Here is a 17782-nt window from a genome sequence, read left to right on the forward strand (position 1 = left end):
GGCGCGAAGATGAGATTCAATCGCCTTGGCCGTAAAAAGCATGAAAGGGGCAAAAAGCCCCTTTATGTGATTAAAGATCAGCCAGTTACTCTGAGGCGGCGGCCTGAGTCTCGGGATTGTCGTAGATCATCAGCGGGGCGGAATCCCCCTTGATCACCGTCTCGTCGATCACCACCTTGCTGACCCCTTCCAGGGACGGCAAGTCATACATGGTGTCGAGCAGCACGGCTTCGACGATGGATCGCAAGCCACGGGCACCGGTTTTACGCTCCATCGCCTTGCGCGCAATGGCGTTCAGGGCGTCGTCGCGGAACTCCAGCTCCACCTCTTCCAGCGCGAACAGGGCAGCATACTGCTTGGTCAGCGCGTTCTTCGGCTCTTTCAGGATCTGGATGAGGGCAGCCTCGTCCAGCTCGGTGAGCGTCGCCACCACCGGCAGACGACCGATGAACTCGGGGATCAGACCGTATTTGATCAGATCTTCCGGTTCCACCTTGGCAAAGTTCTCGCTTAAGGTAGCCTTGGCATTCTTGGATTTGACGTCGGCGCCAAACCCAATGCCGGTGCCCTTGACGGAACGTTGCTCGATCACCTTGTCCAGGCCGGCGAAGGCGCCACCACAGATGAACAGGATCTTGGAGGTATCGACCTGCAAGAACTCCTGCTGCGGGTGCTTGCGGCCACCTTGCGGCGGGACCGACGCGACGGTGCCTTCGATCAGCTTGAGCAGCGCCTGCTGCACCCCTTCCCCGGACACGTCGCGGGTGATGGAGGGGTTGTCCGACTTGCGGGAGATCTTGTCGATCTCGTCGATGTAGACGATGCCACGCTGGGCCTTCTCCACGTCGTAGTCGCACTTTTGCAGCAGCTTCTGGATGATGTTCTCCACGTCCTCGCCCACATAACCGGCTTCGGTCAGGGTGGTGGCATCGGCCATGGTGAAGGGCACATCCAGCAGGCGTGCGAGCGTCTCGGCCAGCAGGGTCTTGCCGCTGCCGGTCGGGCCGATCAGCAGGATGTTGGACTTGCCAAGCTCCACACCACCGGCTTCGCTGCCACTGCGCAGACGCTTGTAGTGGTTGTAGACGGCAACCGCCAGCACCTTCTTGGCGTATTCCTGCCCGATCACATAGTCATCCAGGTGAGCGCGGATCTCATGAGGGGTCGGCAGCTCGCTACCATCGCGCTTGGGAGAGATCTCGCGGATCTCCTCGCGGATGATGTCGTTGCACAGCTCGACACACTCATCACATACGTAGACGGAAGGGCCCGCGATCAGCTTGCGCACTTCATGCTGGCTTTTGCCGCAGAAAGAGCAATAAAGCAGCTTGTCGCCCTCACCCTTGCGTTTCTCTGTCATTCAGCAACCTCGTTTTATCAATAGAGGATGGATCGTTCTGTTGAGTTTACAACAGTCCGGGATACCCTGCTCAGCCGCGCTGGCTCAGGATGCCATCGACCAGACCATAGGCCACGGCCTGCTCGGCCGACATGAAGTTGTCACGGTCGGTGTCACGCTCGATGGTCGCCATGTCTTGCCCGGTGTGGAAGGCCAGACGGTCGTTCAGGGTATTCTTGATCTTCAGGATCTCCTGGGCATGGATCTGGATGTCAGATGCCTGGCCCTGGAAACCGCCAAGGGGTTGGTGGATCATCACGCGGGCGTTGGGCAGGCAGAAACGCTTTCCCTTGGCGCCACCGGCCAGCAGGAAGGCGCCCATGGAGCAGGCCTGCCCCATGCAGACGGTGCTGACGTCCGGCTTGATGAACTGCATGGTGTCATAAATGGACATACCCGCAGTGACGGCACCACCTGGCGAATTGATGTAGATGCTGATGTCCTGATCCGGGTTCTCGGATTCGAGGAACAAGAGCTGAGCCACCACCAGATTCGCCATGTGATCTTCAACCTGACCGGTCAGGAAGATCACCCGCTCTTTGAGCAGACGGGAATAGATGTCGTAAGAACGTTCCCCTTTCGCCGTTTGCTCGACCACCATAGGGATGAGCGCATTGCGTGGGGATTCAGTCACATCGTTATAGTTCTTGTACATAAGGCATTGTCCCTAAAATAAAATGGCCCGAGTGGAGATCACACGAGCCATTATACTTAACAGTTTTGACCTTAAGTCAAATGTTCTTAGGCAGCGGCACCGGACTTGTTGATCACTTCGTCAAAGGCCACTTCTTTCTCGGTCACTTGAGCCTTGGACAGGATCAGGTCGATGGCTTGATCTTCCACCGCCAGATTGCGCACGCCGTTCAGCATTTGCTCGTTCTGTTGGTAGTACTCGATCACTTCCTTCGGATCTTCGTAGGCAGTGGCCATGGACTCGATGATGCTGGTCACGCGGGCATCGTCAGCCTTGATCTCGTTGGTACGGATGACGTCACCTAGCAGCAGACCGACGCGCACACGGCGCTCGGCTTGAGCCTGGAACAGCTCGGCCGGCAGCTCGGGAGCGTTGCCGCCCTGGAAGCCACCGAAACGCTGCAGCGCTTGCTGACGCAGGGTGTCGATTTCCTGGGCAACGGCAGCCTTCGGCAGATCGATCTGGTTGGCTTCAACCAGGCCGTTCAGCACTTGCTCTTTCACGCTGTTTTTCAGGGCTTGAGCCAGTTCGCGCTCCATGTTCTTGCGCACTTCGGCCTTCAGCTCTTCAACGTTGCCGCTCTCGATACCGAAACGCTTGACGAACTCTTCGGTCAGCTCGGGCAGCACCTGCTCTTCAACCTTGATCAGCTTGGAGGCAAACTTGGCCGCCTTGCCCTTCAGGTTTTCGGCGTGGTAGTCAGCCGGGAAAGTCACCTCGATGGTGAACTCGTCGCCTGCCTTCTTGCCCAGGATGGCATCTTCGAAGCCCGGGATCATGCGGCCAGCGCCCAGCTCCAGGGAGAAGCCTTCGGCCTTGCCACCGTCGAACTCTTCACCGTCGATGGAACCGACGAAGTCCAGGGTAACACGCATGCCATTGGCGGCAGCGGCATCAACGTCAGTCCAGGTGGCGTGCTGCTTGCGCAGGGTGTTGATCATGTTGGCCAGATCTTCATCCTTGACGGTCGCAACCGGCTTCTCGACCTTGATGGTCTCGAGGCCCGCAACTTCAAACTCCGGGTACACTTCGAAAGTGGCGGTGAATTCGAAATCCTGGCCTTCCTTGATCTCTTTCGGATCCATGGTCGGCGCACCGGCCGGGCTCAGTTTGTTTTCGATGATGGCTTTGATGAAGTTGTTCTGCATCATTTCATCGGCAACGCGGGCATGAGCCATGGCGCCGAACATCTTCTTGATGATGGCAACCGGAGCCTTGCCAGGACGGAAACCGTCGATGCGACGAGTCTTGGCCAGGCCATTCAATTCTTTACGCACGGCGGCGTCAACGGTAGCAGCCGGTACGGTGATGGTAAGACGGCGTTCCAGACCTTGGGTTGTCTCTACAGAAACTTGCATTCTTTTACCTCGTTCAACTCAGCACTGCGTGCTGACCCTTTATTGCCCCTGGGCAAAGCCCCGGAGTCTTCCTGTTTATAAAGACAACGACTGTCTTTGTGATGAGAAAATATGACGCGACATTATAGCGGCGCACATTGGTCGCGTCGAGCCGCACATCCCCCATCCGGGGCACAGACAGCACAATTTGCGCAAGACTGCCCTCTATATGGGGAAACCCTGGCCCCAGTTCAAGCAGCGGACCCACAATAATTTGCGCTCGCTCACCTTTTTACCCACAAAGACCCGCTTTCTTCACCTCAATGGCCCGCAAAAGCGCCTTTCTTGGTAGTGTTGCGACCCAAATTGTCCACCTTCTCGTATCAGCCATTGCGTCCCCGGGCGCCGCTCGCTATGGTGACAACCAATTTATGAGTCTGGAGTGACCCACATGTCCTTTTTTCGCTTCTTGTTTAACCTGATCTGGTTTGTGCTGGGGGGCGTCTTCATGGGGCTGGCTTGGTGGCTGGCCGGGCTGCTCTGCTTCGTGTCGTTGATAGGGATCCCCTGGGGACGCGCCTGCTTCGTCATCGGCACCTTCACCTTCTTCCCGTTCGGCAAGCAGGCGGTGAGCCGCAAGAGCATGACCGGGCAGAGTGACATCGGCACCGGGACGCTCGGGATGATTGGCAACATCCTCTGGTTCCTGGTGATCGGGGTCTGGCTCGCCATCGGCCACATCGCCTCGGCACTGGCCTGCTTCGTGACCATCATCGGCATTCCGTTTGGCATCCAGCACCTCAAGCTCGCCTTGATCGCGCTGGCCCCCATCGGCCAGATGATCGTCACCAACCAGGAAGCCGAGTCCGGTCGCTATATCCGCTGAGACAGGATCACCAAGCAGGCGGTGCCTGCGACGTAAAAAAAGGGCAGACTAGGGTCTGCCCTTTTTCTTTGTCATCGCTCGAGGTCATTCATGCTGCCCAGTCACTTCTTCGCCAACCTCGCCCGCATGCGGCTCATCTACCGCTGGCCCCTGATGCGCAACATCCAGCCCGAGAACATCGCCGAGCACAGCCTGCAGGTTGCCATGGTGGCCCACGCCCTCGGGGTCATCAGCAACCGGCTGTTCGATGGCAAGCTCGATGCGAACCAGGCCGCGGTGATGGCGCTCTACCACGACAGCAGCGAGGTGCTGACCGGCGACCTGCCCACCCCCGTCAAGTATTTCAATCCCGAGATTGCCCGTGAATACAAGAAGATAGAGCTCGCGGCCGAGCAACGTCTGCTGGGCATGCTGCCGCCGGCGCTGGTCGAGGATTTTCGCCCCCTGCTGGACTCCGCCGCGCAGGATGGCGAACTCAGCCGGCTGGTGAAGGATGCCGATACCCTCTGCGCCTACACCAAGTGCCTGGAGGAGATCAATGCAGGCAACCGGGAGTTCGAACCTGCCAGGAAGCGCCTCGAGCAGATGCTGGCGAGCCGGATGAACCCGCCGATGCGCTACTTCATCGACGTCTTCGTGGCGAGTTTCTCACTGCCCCTCGATGAGCTGAATGCCCATTAACACTGCCTTTAAGCATTCCTGCATTGAATCGAGCCTTCAGGTAGCCTAAACGCCAAGCAAACCTCTATTTTACATCCAAAACAAAGGGCCCCAACGGGCCCTTTTTGTGATCTCGTCTGTTGTCATGTCACCGCATCAGTGTCCCAATTCCCGGGACGGCACCAGACCGCTCGCCCGCCAGGCGGGGTAAAGCGTCGCCAGCAGGCTCATCAGGATGGCGGCGCTGGTCACTATCACCAGATCCTGCATGTGCAATTCGGTTGGCAGGAAGTCGATGAAGTAGATGTCCGGGTTGAGGAAACGATGGCCGATCACCCCTTCGATGAAGCTCAGGATCTGGGTCAGCTTGCTGGAGAGCAGGCCGCCGAGCAAGGCCCCGAGCAAGGCCCCGAGCACTCCGTTCACCATGCCCTGAATGACGAAGGTAAGCCGGATCTGGCCCGGGCTCGCCCCCATGGTCTTCAAGATGGCGATCTCGCTGCGCTTCTCGTTCACCGCCATCACCAGGGTGGAGACGATGTTGAAGCAGGCCACCGCCACCACCATCAGCATCACCACGTACATGACGGTGCGCACCATCTGGATGTCCTGATAGAGGTAGCCCTGGCGGCTCATCCAGCTGCTGATGTAGACGTAGTGCGGGAACTTGCTCGCCGCCGCCACCGTGATCGACTGCGCCTTGAGCACGTCATTGACCTTGAGGCTGAAGCCCTCCACCGCGCTGCCCATGCCGGTGATGGCCTGAGCATCGGTCAGGTGCATAAAGCCCAATAGCCCATCCAACTGGCCGCCGATTTCCAACAGCCCCACCACGGTGAGCGCCTCGCGCTTGGGGTTCTTGATGCCAGCGGCATCGCCCCCTTGCGGCAACAACAGGGCGACGGTGTCACCAATCGTGACCCCCAGCTTGTCGGCGATGGTCTTGCCGAGGATCACCCCCCGCTCGCCCGGCTGCAGCTCGCGCAAACCGCGGCCGGTCATGTACTTGCCCGCATCGGACAGATTGGCTTCCAATTCGGGCAACACGGCGCGCAGCTGTACCCCTTTGAGGGCAGAGCCGTGCTCGAGCAGACCATCGAGGCGAATGACGGGCGCCGCGGCTTCGATGCCGGGCTGGGCCAGCAGGTAATCCCGCAGCCTCGGCCAGTCCGGCAGCGGCGCCTCCATGCCGACGAGCTCGCCGTGGGGCACCACCGAGAGCACCCGGTTTTTAAGCTCCCGCTCGAAACCGTTCATGGCGGAGAGGCCCAGGATCAGCGCCATCACCCCGAGGGCGATGCCGATGAGGGAAGAGGCCGAGATGAAGGCGATGAAGCCGTTGCGACGGCGGGAGCGGCTGTAACGCAGGCCCAGGAACAGGGGCAGCGGCTTGAACATCAGGCGACCTCCGCCATGATGCCGCTCACCAGGGTCACCCGCCGGTGCAGCTTGGCGGCGAGACTCAGGTCATGGGTGACCACCACGAAGGCGGTACCCAACTCCCGGTTCAACTCGCACAGCAGCTCGTAGACGGCGGTGGCGCTGGCGTGATCCAGGTTGCCGGTCGGCTCGTCCGCCAGCACCAGGCTAGGTTCGTTGACCAGGGCACGGGCGATGGCCACCCGCTGACGCTCACCGCCGGAGAGCTCGGACGGCCTGTGGTGCAGGCGATGGGAGAGCCCCACCCTCCCCAGCATCTTGCTCGCCTTGTCGGTGGCGCTCTTCACCGACTCGCCGGCGATCAGCAGCGGCATGGCGGTGTTCTCCAGCGCGGTGAACTCGGCGAGCAGGTGGTGGAACTGGTAGACGAAGCCCAGCTCCTGGTTGCGGAATCTCGCCTGGGTACGGCTGTCCCAGTGATGGATGTCCTGGCCCTTGAACAGCACGGCGCCACTGGACGGGTTGTCGAGCGCCCCCATCAGGTGCAGCAGGGTGGTCTTGCCCGATCCCGAGCTGCCCACCACCGCCAGCATCTCACCGGGGGCCACGCAGAGGTCGATCCCCTTGAGCACTTGCGTCTCGAGAGTGCCCTCTTGATAGACGTGATTCAGGGCCTCGCAGCGCAGCAAAGGTTCATTCATAGCGGGGGCTCCACTCACAGGGGAAGAAACGATGGAAGATACATGGTTAGGGGCGCGACTCATCGGCGCCCCCTTGGTCGCACTATTCATAACGCAATGCCTCGGCCGGTTTCACCCGGGCCGCACGGGCCGCCGGGTAGAGGGTGGCACTGAAGCTGAGCAGCACGGCACCGAGCAAGATGGTGATGACCTGCGCCGACTCGACGATGACCGGCAGACCCGAGCCGCCGGCGGCCATATAAAGGTTGAGACCCACCGCATCGAGCAGGGGATTGAGCCCCAGAGAGAGGCCAAGCCCCGCCAGGCCGCCAAACAGGGCGCCGATGACCCCGCTGGAGGCGCCGAGCACCATGAAGATCTTGACGATGCCTGACTCGCTCATGCCCATGGTACGCAGGATGGCGACCTCCCCTTCCTTGTCGGTCACCACCATCACCAGGGCGGAGAGGATGTTGAAGGTGGCGACCGCGATGATCAGCACCAGCATCAGCCCCATCATGCGTTTCTCCATGGCCACCGCCTGGAACAGCTCACCGCGCTCGCGGCGCCAGTCCTGCCACTCCAGCCCGCTCGGCAGCGCCGTCTTGATCACCTGATCGGCGGCGAAGGGATCGTCCAGCCAGAGGCGAATGCCGCCGACGGTGCCCTCGGGCAGGCGCAACATGCGCTGGGCATCGCCGAGCGCAATCAGCGCCACCTGGCTGTCCACGTCGGCCCCGACCCCGAAGATGCCGGAGACGGTGAACAGGCGCTGGGCCGGCACCCTGCCAAACGGCGTGAAGCGAGTGCCTTCGGTCAGGATGAGGCGCACTTCGTCCCCTATCGACACCTTGAGACGATTGGCGACCCCTTGTCCCAGCACGATGCGGTATGCCCCGCGCTGCAGGCTGTCCAAGCGCCCGCCCAGCATCTGGGCATGGAGGATGTCATCCTTGGGCCAGTGCGCCGGATCGATGCCCTGCACGCTCACCCCGGTGAGCTGCCCCGGGCTCTGCAACATGCCTTCGCTGTCGAGCATGGGGGCATGGGCTATCACGTGGGGCAGCGTGCTCAAATCGGGCAGCCCTGCGGGGGCCGCATCGATGCGGCCCGCCGGATTGGTCACCACCACGTGGGGGATCACCCCGAGGATACGGCCCTTGAGTTGCCCCTCGAAGCCGTTCATCACGGAGATGACCACCATCAGGGCGGCGACCCCGATGGCGATGCCGAAGGTGGAAAACAGGGAGATGAAAGAGACGAAGCGGTTACTGCGTCGCGAGCCTGCATAGCGCAGGCCGATGGCCAGCGACAGTGGCTGAAAAAGTCCAGTCTTCAAGGATATCTACGTTGCCAACAAAATAAGATACCGGATAATAAAGGGAAACCGTCTATGACAACAAGGGATAGCCTCCATGCAGGAACAGTTCTTCAGCGTCACCCACGCCACGCCGGTCAATGTGATCCCCATGCCGGCCGACTTTCACCTGCCGACGCTGGAGGCGCTGGACGCCGAATTGCCCGAGCCCTTTCGCATCGCCTCCGCCATCACCGCCATCGATCTCGTCAGCAGCCGCTTGCTGCGCAACCAGAACGAGTCGATGCACGATCTGGTAGAGATCATCAACCAGCAGTCCCGCAAGATCGACATGATCATGGGCTATGTGCTGGCGGTGCAGGATCACCCTGAGCATCGCTTCCACACCCTGCGCTTTGGCGCCGGCCAGCTCACCTACCTGCACCCGCGCCAGGGTCACGGCGAGCTGCCTCACCTCCACCAGATAGTGCGACTCAAGATCTTCCTGCGTGAAGAGGCGGCCGCCGTCTACTGCTATGCCGAGGTCAAACACCTTGAGTCTGGCGAACACGGCACCCATGTAGTGCTCGACTATGCCCGCATCCGTGAAGATGACCGGGAACTGCTGGTCCGCGCCAGCCTGCATGTGCAATCGAAACAGCTCAAGCTGCGTGCCCAAGAGCGCCAGCGCTAACCACAGCCAACGTCAACGTCAACGTCAACGCTAATACGCCACGTTAAAAGATGCCCATGATGCCAATGACACTCCCCGCCTTGCCCGCCAAAGCGGGCCACAAGTTAACGCTCGGCCAGCTGGTCGGCAGCAGCCTGGCACTGGTTGCCGCCCGCCTCACCAAGGAGGCCGATCGCCCCGTCCTGCTGGTGACCGCCGATACCCCGAGCGCCCTGCGCCTCGAGCAGGAGCTGCAGCACCTGCTGGCCGACCAGGGTTGTCCGGTGCTGATGTTCCCTGACTGGGAGACCCTGCCCTACGACACCTTCTCCCCCCATCAGGACATCATCTCCCAGCGGCTCGAGACGCTCTACAAGCTGCCGCAGATGAGCAGCGGGGTACTGATCGTGCCCATCTCCACCCTGATGCTGCGCACGGCGCCCCAGATCTATCTCGACAAATACAGCCTGATGGTCAAAGCGGGCCAGCGCCTCAACCTGCAACAGCTGCGCGGGCGCCTCGCCGAGGCAGGCTACGTGGCGGTGGAGCAGGTGCTGGAACACGGCGAGTTCGCCGCCCGTGGCTCCTTGCTGGATCTCTTCCCCATGGGCAGCAACAGCCCCTATCGCATCGACTTCTTCGATGACGAGGTGGACTCCATCCGCCCCTTCGATCCCGAGACCCAGCGCTCCAGCGAGCCGGTCAAGTCGGTGAGCCTGCTGCCCGCCCGGGAGTTTCCCACCGACGAGGGGGCCATCGAGCTGTTCCGTGGCCAGTTCCGCGAACAGTTCGAGCTGTCGCGCGCCGAGGGCTCCGTCTATCAGGAGGTGAGCAAGGGACGCTGGCCCGCCGGCATCGAGTACTATCTGCCGCTGTTCTTCCAGCAGACCGCCAGCCTGTTTGACTACCTGCCGGACAACACCCTGCTGCTCACGGTGGGCGAGATTTATCCTGCCGCCCAGCGTTTCTGGAATGACATCGGTCAGCGCTATGAGGACAGACGCTGGGACAACACCCGTCCCCTGCTGCCCCCCCCGCAGATCTATCTGCCGGTGGAGCAGCTGTTTGCGGCGCTGGGCCAATATGGCGCCGTGCGGCTGCAGGCGGACGCTACCGACGGCGGCGCCGGTCAGTGGAACTTGCCGACGGCCCCCCTGCCCGACCTGCAGCTCGATCACAGCAAGGAGCAGCCGCTGCTGGCGCTGAACCAGTTCCTGCAAGGCTTCAGGGGCCGCACCCTGTTTGCGGTGGAGTCCGAGGGGCGGCGCGAGGTGCTCGGCGATCTGCTCGCCCGCATCCAACTGCAGCCCAAGGAGTTCGCTTCGCTGGATGCCTTCATGGGAAGCAAGGCCCGCCACGGCCTGCTGGTCAGCCCGCTGGAGCGGGGCTTCCTGCTGCAAGAATCAGGGCAGGATGAGCTCGCCCTCATCACCGAAACCGAACTGCTCGGCGGCAAGATCCGCAGCAGGCGCGCGCGGGACAAGAGCAAGAACCTGAGCTCGGATGCGGTGATCCGCAACCTCGGCGAGCTGACTCAGGGTCAGCCGGTGGTGCACCTGGATCACGGGGTCGGTCGCTATCTCGGTCTCGAGACCCTGGATGCCGGTGGCCTGCCCACCGAGTTCCTGACCTTGGAATACGCCGGCGGCGACAAGCTGTTCGTGCCGGTCACCAACCTGCACCTGATCAGCCGTTATACCGGCTCTGACAATCCCCCCAGCCACAAGCTCGGCGGCGAGGCCTGGACCAAGGCGCGGCGCAAGGCGGCGGAGAAGATCCGCGACGTGGCGGCGGAGCTGCTGGATGTCTACGCCCTGCGGGCGGCGCGCCACGGCTTCGCCTTCCAGCACGACAAGGAAGCCTATCGCCAGTTTGCCGCCGGCTTCCCGTTCGAGGAGACCGAGGATCAGCTCAATGCCATCAATGCGGTGCTCGGCGACATGTGCCAGGCCAAGAGCATGGACCGGCTGGTGTGCGGCGACGTGGGCTTTGGCAAGACCGAGGTGGCGATGCGAGCCGCCTTCGTGGCGGTACACGGCGGCAAGCAGGTGGCGGTGCTGGTGCCCACCACCCTGCTGGCCCAGCAGCACTACGACAACTTCCGCGATCGTTTCGCCAACTGGCCGGTGCGGGTCGAGGTATTGAGCCGCTTCCGCTCCGCCAAGGAGCAGACCGCCGTCATGAAGGAGCTGGCCGAGGGCAAGGTGGACATCATCATCGGTACCCACAAGCTGCTGAGTTCGGATCTCACCTTCAAGGATCTGGGGTTGCTCATCGTCGACGAAGAGCACCGATTCGGGGTGCGCCAGAAGGAGAAGATCAAGGCGCTGCGGGCCGACGTGGACATCCTTACCCTCACGGCGACACCGATTCCGCGCACCCTCAACATGGCCATGTCCGGCATGCGGGATCTCTCCATCATCGCCACTCCCCCGGCCAAGCGGCTCGCTATCAAGACCTTCGTGCGCCAGCAGGAGCCGGCGGTCACCCGGGAGGCGGTGCTGCGGGAGCTCAAACGCGGCGGGCAAGTCTATTACCTGCACAACGACGTGGAGAGCATAGAGCAGTGCGCGGCAGACTTGGCCGCACTGGTGCCGGAGGCGCGCATCGGCGTCGCCCACGGCCAGATGCGCGAGCGGGAGCTCGAGCGAGTGATGTCGGACTTCTACCACCAGCGCTTCAATCTGCTGGTCTGCACCACCATCATCGAGACCGGCATCGACGTGCCGAGCGCCAACACCATCATCATGGACCGGGCGGATCACCTGGGGTTGGCCCAGCTGCACCAGTTGCGCGGCCGGGTTGGTCGCTCCCACCACCAGGCCTATGCCTACCTGCTCACCCCCCATCCCAAGCTGATGACCAAGGATGCCATCAAGCGGCTGGAGGCCATCGCATCGCTGGAGGATCTCGGCGCCGGCTTCGCGCTGGCGACCCACGATCTGGAGATCCGCGGCGCGGGCGAGCTGCTCGGCGACGATCAGAGCGGCCAGATCGAGTCGATTGGCTTCACCCTCTACATGGAGCTGCTGGAGCAGGCGGTGGAGGCACTGAAGAACGGCAAGGAGCCATCGCTGGATCAGCTGATGAGCCAGCACACCGAGGTGGAGCTGCGCCTGCCGGCCCTGTTGCCGGACGACTACATCCCGGACGTCAACATGCGTCTGTCCATGTACAAGCGCATCGCCAGTGCCAAGGACGAGCAGGAGTTGCGCGAACTGAAGGTGGAGCTGATCGACCGCTTCGGCCTGCTGCCGGAGCCGACCAAGACGCTCATGGAGATTGCGGCCTTCCGCCAGCGGGCCACGGCCCTGGGTATCCGGCGGGTGGAGATGAGTGAGCGCGGCGGCTATCTCGACTTCCATCAGGACACCAAGGTCAATCCGACCTATCTGGTAAAGCTGCTTTCCGAGCAGCCACGTATCTATAAAATGGATGGACCGACCCGCTTGCGCTTCCAGATGCCGACCCAGGACAGGGCCATGCGCCTGAAACTGGTGGATTCCCTGCTGGCGGATCTGGCCAAGCACGCCCTGCCCTGATGAGGTCGGCGCTCGCGCCTCGTCTCGACGGGTCTTGTCCCTGACAGGCGGCGCTGGCGCTACCTTGAGCGCAGGGGTCGCGAGCGTCACGACGGATGACGACAACAAAACGGGAGCCCTGAGGCTCCCGTTTTTTATCTGCATTTTTCTGGCGGCTATCCGCACTGACCTTGCTGGCGATTATAGGCAGAGCCCCGCGCCAAACTCAGCCCTGGTTTGCCGGATCCTCGTGCGCGGAGAACTCCCGCATAAAGGCTTCTGCCCGCTCCACCATCTTGGTGGAGCCGACGAAGTAGGGGGTGCGCTGGTGCAGGGCGGTGGGTTGCACGTCCATGATGCGGCCGAAACCGTCAGACGCCTTGCCGCCCGCCTGCTCCACCAAAAACGCCATGGGGTTGCACTCGTAGAGCAGGCGCAGCTTGCCGTTCGGGGAGTTGGTGCCGGACGGATAGATGTAGATGCCGCCCTTGAGCAGGTTGCGGTGGAAATCCGATACCAGGGAGCCGATGTAGCGGGAGGTATAGGGTCTGTGGGTCGCCTCGTCACGCTCCTGGCAGTACTTGAGGTACTTCTTCACTCCGTCCGGGAACTTGATGTAGTTGCCCTCGTTGATGGAGTAGATCTTGCCCTCCTCGGGGATGCGGATGTTCTCGTGGGAGAGGCAGAAGCAGCCGATGGAAGGGTCATAGGTGAAGCCGTTGACCCCAAAGCCGGTGGTGTAGACCAGCATGGTGGAGGAGCCGTACACCACGTAGCCGGCGGCGACCTGACGGTTGCCCGGCTGCAGGAAGTCTTCCAGGGTCACGCCGGCCCCCGGGGTGCTGACCCGGCGGTAGATGGAGAAGATGGTACCGACCGAGACGTTGACGTCGATGTTGGAGGAGCCGTCGAGGGGATCGATAAGCACTATGTATTTGGAGTGGCGGGAGAGCTCGGAATCGAAGGAGACGAAGTCCTCCTCCTCTTCGGAGGCCATGCCGCACACCTCACCACGGGCCTCCAGCGCCGCCTTGAAGCGCTCGTTGGCGTAGACATCCAGCTTCTGCTGCACCTCGCCCTGCACGTTTTCGGCGCCCATGGAGCCGATGATATCCGCCAGCCCCGCCTTGTTGATCTCCCGGTTCACCACCTTGGCAGCCAGACGAATGGAGCTGAGCAAGGAGGTCAGCTCGCCGGTCGCGGTGGGATAGTCCGCCTGCTTTTTGACGATGAACTCGCCCATGGTGATCATGTTTCGCATTCTTGTTCCTTTAGGAGCGTTTCCGTTGGCGTTGAAAACGTTTGCAAGCATCGGCAAAAAAAGTGCCGATCCTCGGCAGCGTCATTTTGTAACCTAATGTAACGGTTGTTTTTTGTTTTTGCAGCGAATTAAGACGGCGTATAAATCGCCAGTTTTCCCCCTGAAACCGGGTGGCACGGCGAAAAACAGGGCTCAATCGGCCTCTTTTTACATGTTAATTCGTGACAAGAATGTACTGCGCTCATACCGCTCAGTCCGCCTCCCCCCATCCGGTCAAGCCGGGGATCCCGCGCCAGCCCCCTTGAGATCTCGCCATCGATCCCGCACACTGGCCAGGCTTTGGAAGCAAAAAAACATAAGGATATTCAATGAAAAGGACTCTTATTACCGGCACGGTTGCCGCCCTGATCTCCCTCCCCGCCCTAGGGGCCCAGGTGCCTGCCGGCACCCAACTTCTCCCCGCAGCGCAGCAGACCTTCGTGCGCAATATCGGCGCAGAGCCAGGCTCCATCGACCCCCAAATGGTGGAAGAGAGCTCTGGCAGCGAGATCGTCAACGATCTGTTCGAGGGGCTCTACACCCTGGATGGGAATGGCAAGTTGCTGGCGGCGGGGGCGCTCGGTTACGAGCTCGACCCCACGGGCACCGTCTACACCTTCAAACTCAGACCCGACGCCAAGTGGTCAAACGGTGAGCCGGTCACCGCGGCAGATTATGTCTATGGCTGGCAGCGGGCGGCGGATCCCAAAAATGCCTCCAACTACGCCTGGTTCATCGAGCTGACCGGGGTGGCTCATGCCGGTGAGGTGATCCAGGGCAAGGCCAAGCCCGGGGCCCTCGGCATCAAGGCCCTCGATCCCCACACCCTGCAGATCACCCTGACAAAACCTGTCCCCTTCTTCTTGAAGACCCTGGCTCACTACACCACCTTCCCGGCGCCCAGGGCGACCATCGAGAAGTTCGGCCACGAGTGGGTCAAACCGGGCAACATCGTCTCCAACGGCGCCTTCGTGCTGAAGGAGTGGACCCCGAACGAGCAGCTGGTTGCCGAGCGCAATCCCCACTACTGGGACAACCAGCATACGGTGCTGAACAAGGTGGTCTATCTGGAGATCGTCTCCGAGACCGCCGCTTACAACCGCTACCGCGCCAGCGAGTTGCAGTACACCACCTATCCGCTGGAGCAGTACAAGCAGCTCAAGAGCCAGAGCCCCGAAGAGCTGGTCAGCGCCCCCTTGCTCTCGACCTATTACTACGTGTTCAACACCCAGCGCAAACCCTTCGACAACCCCAAGGTGCGCAAGGCATTGTCGCTCGCCATCGACCGGGACACCATCACCGAGAAGATCCTGGGACAAGGGCAACTCTCGGCCTTCAGCCTGACGCCTCCCAGCGTGGATGGCTTCGAGCTCAAGCGCCCCGCCAGCGAGCTGATGAGCAAGGAGGAGAGGATAGCCAGGGCCAAGACCTTGCTGGCGGAGGCGGGCTACGGCCCCGACAAGCCGCTGGATGTAGATATCCTCTACAACACCAACGAGGGGCACAAGAAGATAGCGCTGGCCATCTCCTCCATGTGGAAACACAACCTGGGGGTCAAGGCAGAGCTCAACAACATGGAGTGGAAGACCATGGTGTCGGTGCTCAACGAGGGGGATTTCGTGGTCAGCCGCTACGCCTGGAACGGGGATTACAACGATGCCTCCACCTTCCTCGACATCATGACCTCCAGCAGCACGGCCAACAGCGGCAAGTGGTCAAACAAGCAGTATGACGCCCTGCTGGCCAAGGCCCATGACGCCCAGGATCCGGCCGAGCGCAACCGGCTCTATCAACAGGCCGAGGCGCTGATCGACGAGGAGGCCCCCATCGCCCCCGTCTATTTCTACGTCAAATCACGGCTGCTCAAGCCCAACGTCAAGGGCTATCCCTACCACAACCCGCAAGATCTGGTGTATTCGAAAGATCTCTATCTGACGGCGCAATAGCCCGCATCCGGCCCCAAGACCCGGATCCAGAAAGACCGCCTTTCGGCGGTCTTTTTCTGTCAATCTTCCGGGCAAGTGGCCACCGCCAGCCTGGCCCGTCGCCGCACGACCACGGGTTTGACCAGCAACTGGGCCAGCAAGACCCCCAGCAGCGTCATGCCACCGCCGATCAGGTGGTAGCTGGTGAGCGTCTCACCCAGCATGCTGATGGCCAGCGCCGCCGTCATCACCGGCAACAGGTTCATGAAAATGGCGGTGCGGCTCGCCCCGAGCAGCGCTATGCCCTGCATCCACAACCAAGGAGAGAGCGCCGAGGTGGGGATCCCCGCATAGAGGATGAGCCAGAGCGCGCTGCCGTCGGGCCATTTGCCATCCACCAGCAGGTAGAAGGGGGTGAGGAACAGCAGACTGCACAGCACCTGGCCGTAGAGCATGGACCAGTTGTCGAGCCCCAGATCCCAGCGCTTGAGCAGCACGCTGTAGAGTGCATAGGTTGCCGCCGACAGCAGCATGTAGATGTAGCCGACGTGGATGCCCTGAGTGAACAGCCGGGCAGGATCCCCCTGCCCGAGCAGGATGGCCAATCCGAAGAGGGAGATGATACCCCCGAGCAGGGCGCCCCAGGTCGGTCGCTCCCGCAGCAGCCAGATGCTGAGCAGCACCGTCATCAGCGGCGTCAGCCCCATCATCAGGCCAATCTCGGTGGCCCCCAGGGTCTGGGCCGCGTAGTAGCCGAAGGTCTGGTTCAGCACCATGCCGAGCAACGCCAGCATCGCCAGCTGGTAAAAACCGGCCCGCAGCTTGGCGCGCTCACGCCAGACCCGCCGTGCCAGGAAGGGAGTGAGAATGATGGCCGCCACCATCCAGCGCGACCAGGCCAGCGCGGCCGGCGAGAGTATCCCCACCGCCAGCTTGCTGACGATGCCGTTGCCGGCCCAGATAGCCATGCAGGAGAAAGGAAACAGAAAGGCAAGGGGCATTGCGATATCCAGAGGGAAAAGGCGGGTATTTCGCGGGAGTATAGAGGGGCAAACAGGATAAGCAAGCACCACCAACAGGGGTCGGCAAAGTCAGTCAAAAACGGCGTCAAACAGAACCACTCTGGCGTCGGCAGGCCCCAAAAACAATCATGCCCGCACGATGGCGGGCATGGGGGAGATCATCCTGCTGGCGAGGGGATCACGCCGCATCCATGTGCAGCCTCGAAATGAGTTCGTTCACCTCGAGCACCGTCTGGCGGTGGGGAATGTCGGCTTGCAATGGCATCATCAACAAGCCCGACTGGAAATCGAAGCGCCCCCTGCCGTGAATGTAAATCCGTCCCTTGAAGAAGGTTTTGACATGCTTTGCCACCATCAGCGGCAGGTACTTCTTGAATACTCTCATCGTTTGCAACCTCTTGCAGTTGTATCCGTATGACAGCAGCTTCTGCGAAATAATTCCGTTAAATATGTATAAAAAACCGGAAAAATCGCCTCTTTCATCCCAAAAAAACCAATTCGTAACTTTTTATTAACTTTTAACGTATTGTATGTGGTCCTTCCAACCAGAGCAAGACCCCCTTGCCATTTTGCCACTCGATACAGGCCATTCCCGAGGTGGCAAACATGGGGGCACCCGCCGCCGGACAGAGGCTCTGCACCAGATACCCCACCAGCGGCAGGTGGCTGACCAGCAGGATGCTGTCGTGCTGCGCCGCCAGCGCCGTCAGATAGCTCGCGACCAGCGCCGGATCGCCATAGGGCGTGATCTCGCCGCTCTCTTCGACGGTGCCGGCCTCGGGCAGCTCGGGCGCTATGGTCTGCCAGGTTTGTCTGGCCCGCAGGTAGTTGCTGTGGAGAACCCTGCCCAGCGAGCCCGCCAGCTGGGGGGCCAACCAGCGCGCCATGTGGAGGGACTCTTCGATTCCCTGCTCGGTCAGTGGGCGCTGCTCATCCGTTTTTGCATTCATGCCAGCCTGGCCATGACGCATGATGTAGATCTTCATTACAACCTCGCCCAAGGGGCCT

At 61.4% G+C, this 17782-nt stretch carries 15 protein-coding genes; 5 read left to right on the forward strand and 10 right to left on the reverse strand.

Translation table 11 applies throughout. The features are described from left to right. Positions 1-85 precede the first annotated feature (85 nt). The 3 genes from clpX to tig all read right to left on the reverse strand — a co-directional run bounded on the left by clpX (position 86) and on the right by tig (position 3451). Entirely contained in the window at positions 86-1360 is a 1275-nt protein-coding gene (gene clpX / locus ACZ9IL_RS07875) for an ATP-dependent protease ATP-binding subunit ClpX (RefSeq protein WP_033129954.1), read from the reverse strand. A gap of 70 nt (positions 1361-1430) precedes the next feature. Continuing rightward, positions 1431-2054 (reverse strand): ATP-dependent Clp endopeptidase proteolytic subunit ClpP, encoded by a 624-nt coding sequence (gene clpP / locus ACZ9IL_RS07880; RefSeq protein WP_005324106.1) that lies wholly within the window; start codon positions 2052-2054, stop codon positions 1431-1433. An 86-nt stretch (positions 2055-2140) separates the two neighbouring features. Further along, a complete protein-coding gene (gene tig, locus ACZ9IL_RS07885) occupies positions 2141-3451 on the reverse strand; it encodes a trigger factor (protein WP_476003015.1) in 1311 nt (436 codons plus the stop codon). A gap of 430 nt (positions 3452-3881) precedes the next feature. Here tig and ACZ9IL_RS07890 point away from each other — a divergent pair, with 430 nt between their 5' ends. Together ACZ9IL_RS07890 and yfbR are read left to right on the forward strand one after the other, a co-directional pair. Further along, positions 3882-4316, forward strand: coding sequence for a YccF domain-containing protein (locus tag ACZ9IL_RS07890; RefSeq protein WP_476003016.1), 435 nt, complete (start codon positions 3882-3884; stop codon positions 4314-4316). A 90-nt stretch (positions 4317-4406) separates the two neighbouring features. Beyond that, positions 4407-4997 (forward strand): 5'-deoxynucleotidase, encoded by a 591-nt coding sequence (gene yfbR, locus ACZ9IL_RS07895; RefSeq protein ID WP_476003017.1) that lies wholly within the window; start codon positions 4407-4409, stop codon positions 4995-4997. 135 nt (positions 4998-5132) lie between these two features. Here yfbR and lolE read toward each other — a convergent pair whose 3' ends face one another. The 3 genes from lolE to ACZ9IL_RS07910 form a co-directional block, all read right to left on the reverse strand. Beyond that, positions 5133-6374 carry a lipoprotein-releasing ABC transporter permease subunit LolE gene (gene lolE / locus ACZ9IL_RS07900; protein ID WP_476003018.1) on the reverse strand — a complete coding sequence of 414 codons (1242 nt, stop codon included), beginning with the start codon at positions 6372-6374 and terminating at the stop codon, positions 5133-5135. Further along, positions 6374-7057 (reverse strand): lipoprotein-releasing ABC transporter ATP-binding protein LolD, encoded by a 684-nt coding sequence (lolD, locus tag ACZ9IL_RS07905; RefSeq protein WP_476003019.1) that lies wholly within the window; start codon positions 7055-7057, stop codon positions 6374-6376. The genes lolE and lolD overlap by 1 nt, the downstream gene beginning before the upstream one ends. 82 nt (positions 7058-7139) lie before the next feature. Further along, entirely contained in the window at positions 7140-8375 is a 1236-nt protein-coding gene (locus ACZ9IL_RS07910) for a lipoprotein-releasing ABC transporter permease subunit (protein ID WP_476003020.1), read from the reverse strand. Positions 8376-8451: 76 nt separating this feature from the next. On the opposite strand from ACZ9IL_RS07910, the gene ACZ9IL_RS07915 reads away from it, so the two are divergent. Further along, the gene (locus ACZ9IL_RS07915; protein WP_476003021.1) at positions 8452-9027 is read left to right on the forward strand and encodes a PilZ domain-containing protein; all 576 of its coding nucleotides are present in this window, start codon (positions 8452-8454) and stop codon (positions 9025-9027) included. A 56-nt stretch (positions 9028-9083) separates the two neighbouring features. Next, positions 9084-12548, forward strand: a complete 3465-nt coding sequence (gene mfd, locus ACZ9IL_RS07920; RefSeq protein ID WP_476003022.1) for a transcription-repair coupling factor — start codon at positions 9084-9086, stop codon at positions 12546-12548. Between the two features lie 205 nt (positions 12549-12753). On the opposite strand, the gene fbp is transcribed toward mfd, so the two are convergent. After that, positions 12754-13788: a class 1 fructose-bisphosphatase gene (fbp, locus tag ACZ9IL_RS07925; protein WP_042638614.1), complete on the reverse strand. Its 1035-nt coding sequence runs from the start codon at positions 13786-13788 to the stop codon at positions 12754-12756. Positions 13789-14156: 368 nt separating this feature from the next. Between fbp and ACZ9IL_RS07930 the strand changes: the two genes are divergently transcribed. Then, positions 14157-15773, forward strand: a complete 1617-nt coding sequence (locus ACZ9IL_RS07930) for a peptide ABC transporter substrate-binding protein (protein ID WP_476003023.1) — start codon at positions 14157-14159, stop codon at positions 15771-15773. 59 nt (positions 15774-15832) lie between these two features. Here the strand turns inward: ACZ9IL_RS07930 and ACZ9IL_RS07935 are convergent, their stop codons facing one another. The 3 genes from ACZ9IL_RS07935 to sixA form a co-directional block, all read right to left on the reverse strand. Beyond that, complete coding sequence (locus tag ACZ9IL_RS07935) at positions 15833-16753, reverse strand: DMT family transporter (RefSeq protein ID WP_476003024.1); 921 nt, start codon at positions 16751-16753, stop codon at positions 15833-15835. Between the two features lie 199 nt (positions 16754-16952). Continuing rightward, the gene (locus ACZ9IL_RS07940) at positions 16953-17159 is read right to left on the reverse strand and encodes a DUF1107 domain-containing protein (RefSeq protein ID WP_005324080.1); all 207 of its coding nucleotides are present in this window, start codon (positions 17157-17159) and stop codon (positions 16953-16955) included. Positions 17160-17292: 133 nt separating this feature from the next. Then, positions 17293-17760 (reverse strand): phosphohistidine phosphatase SixA, encoded by a 468-nt coding sequence (gene sixA / locus ACZ9IL_RS07945; RefSeq protein WP_476003025.1) that lies wholly within the window; start codon positions 17758-17760, stop codon positions 17293-17295. Between the last annotated feature and the right edge of the window lie 22 nt (positions 17761-17782).

This window comes from Aeromonas sp. TECH754 (assembly GCF_056279295.1).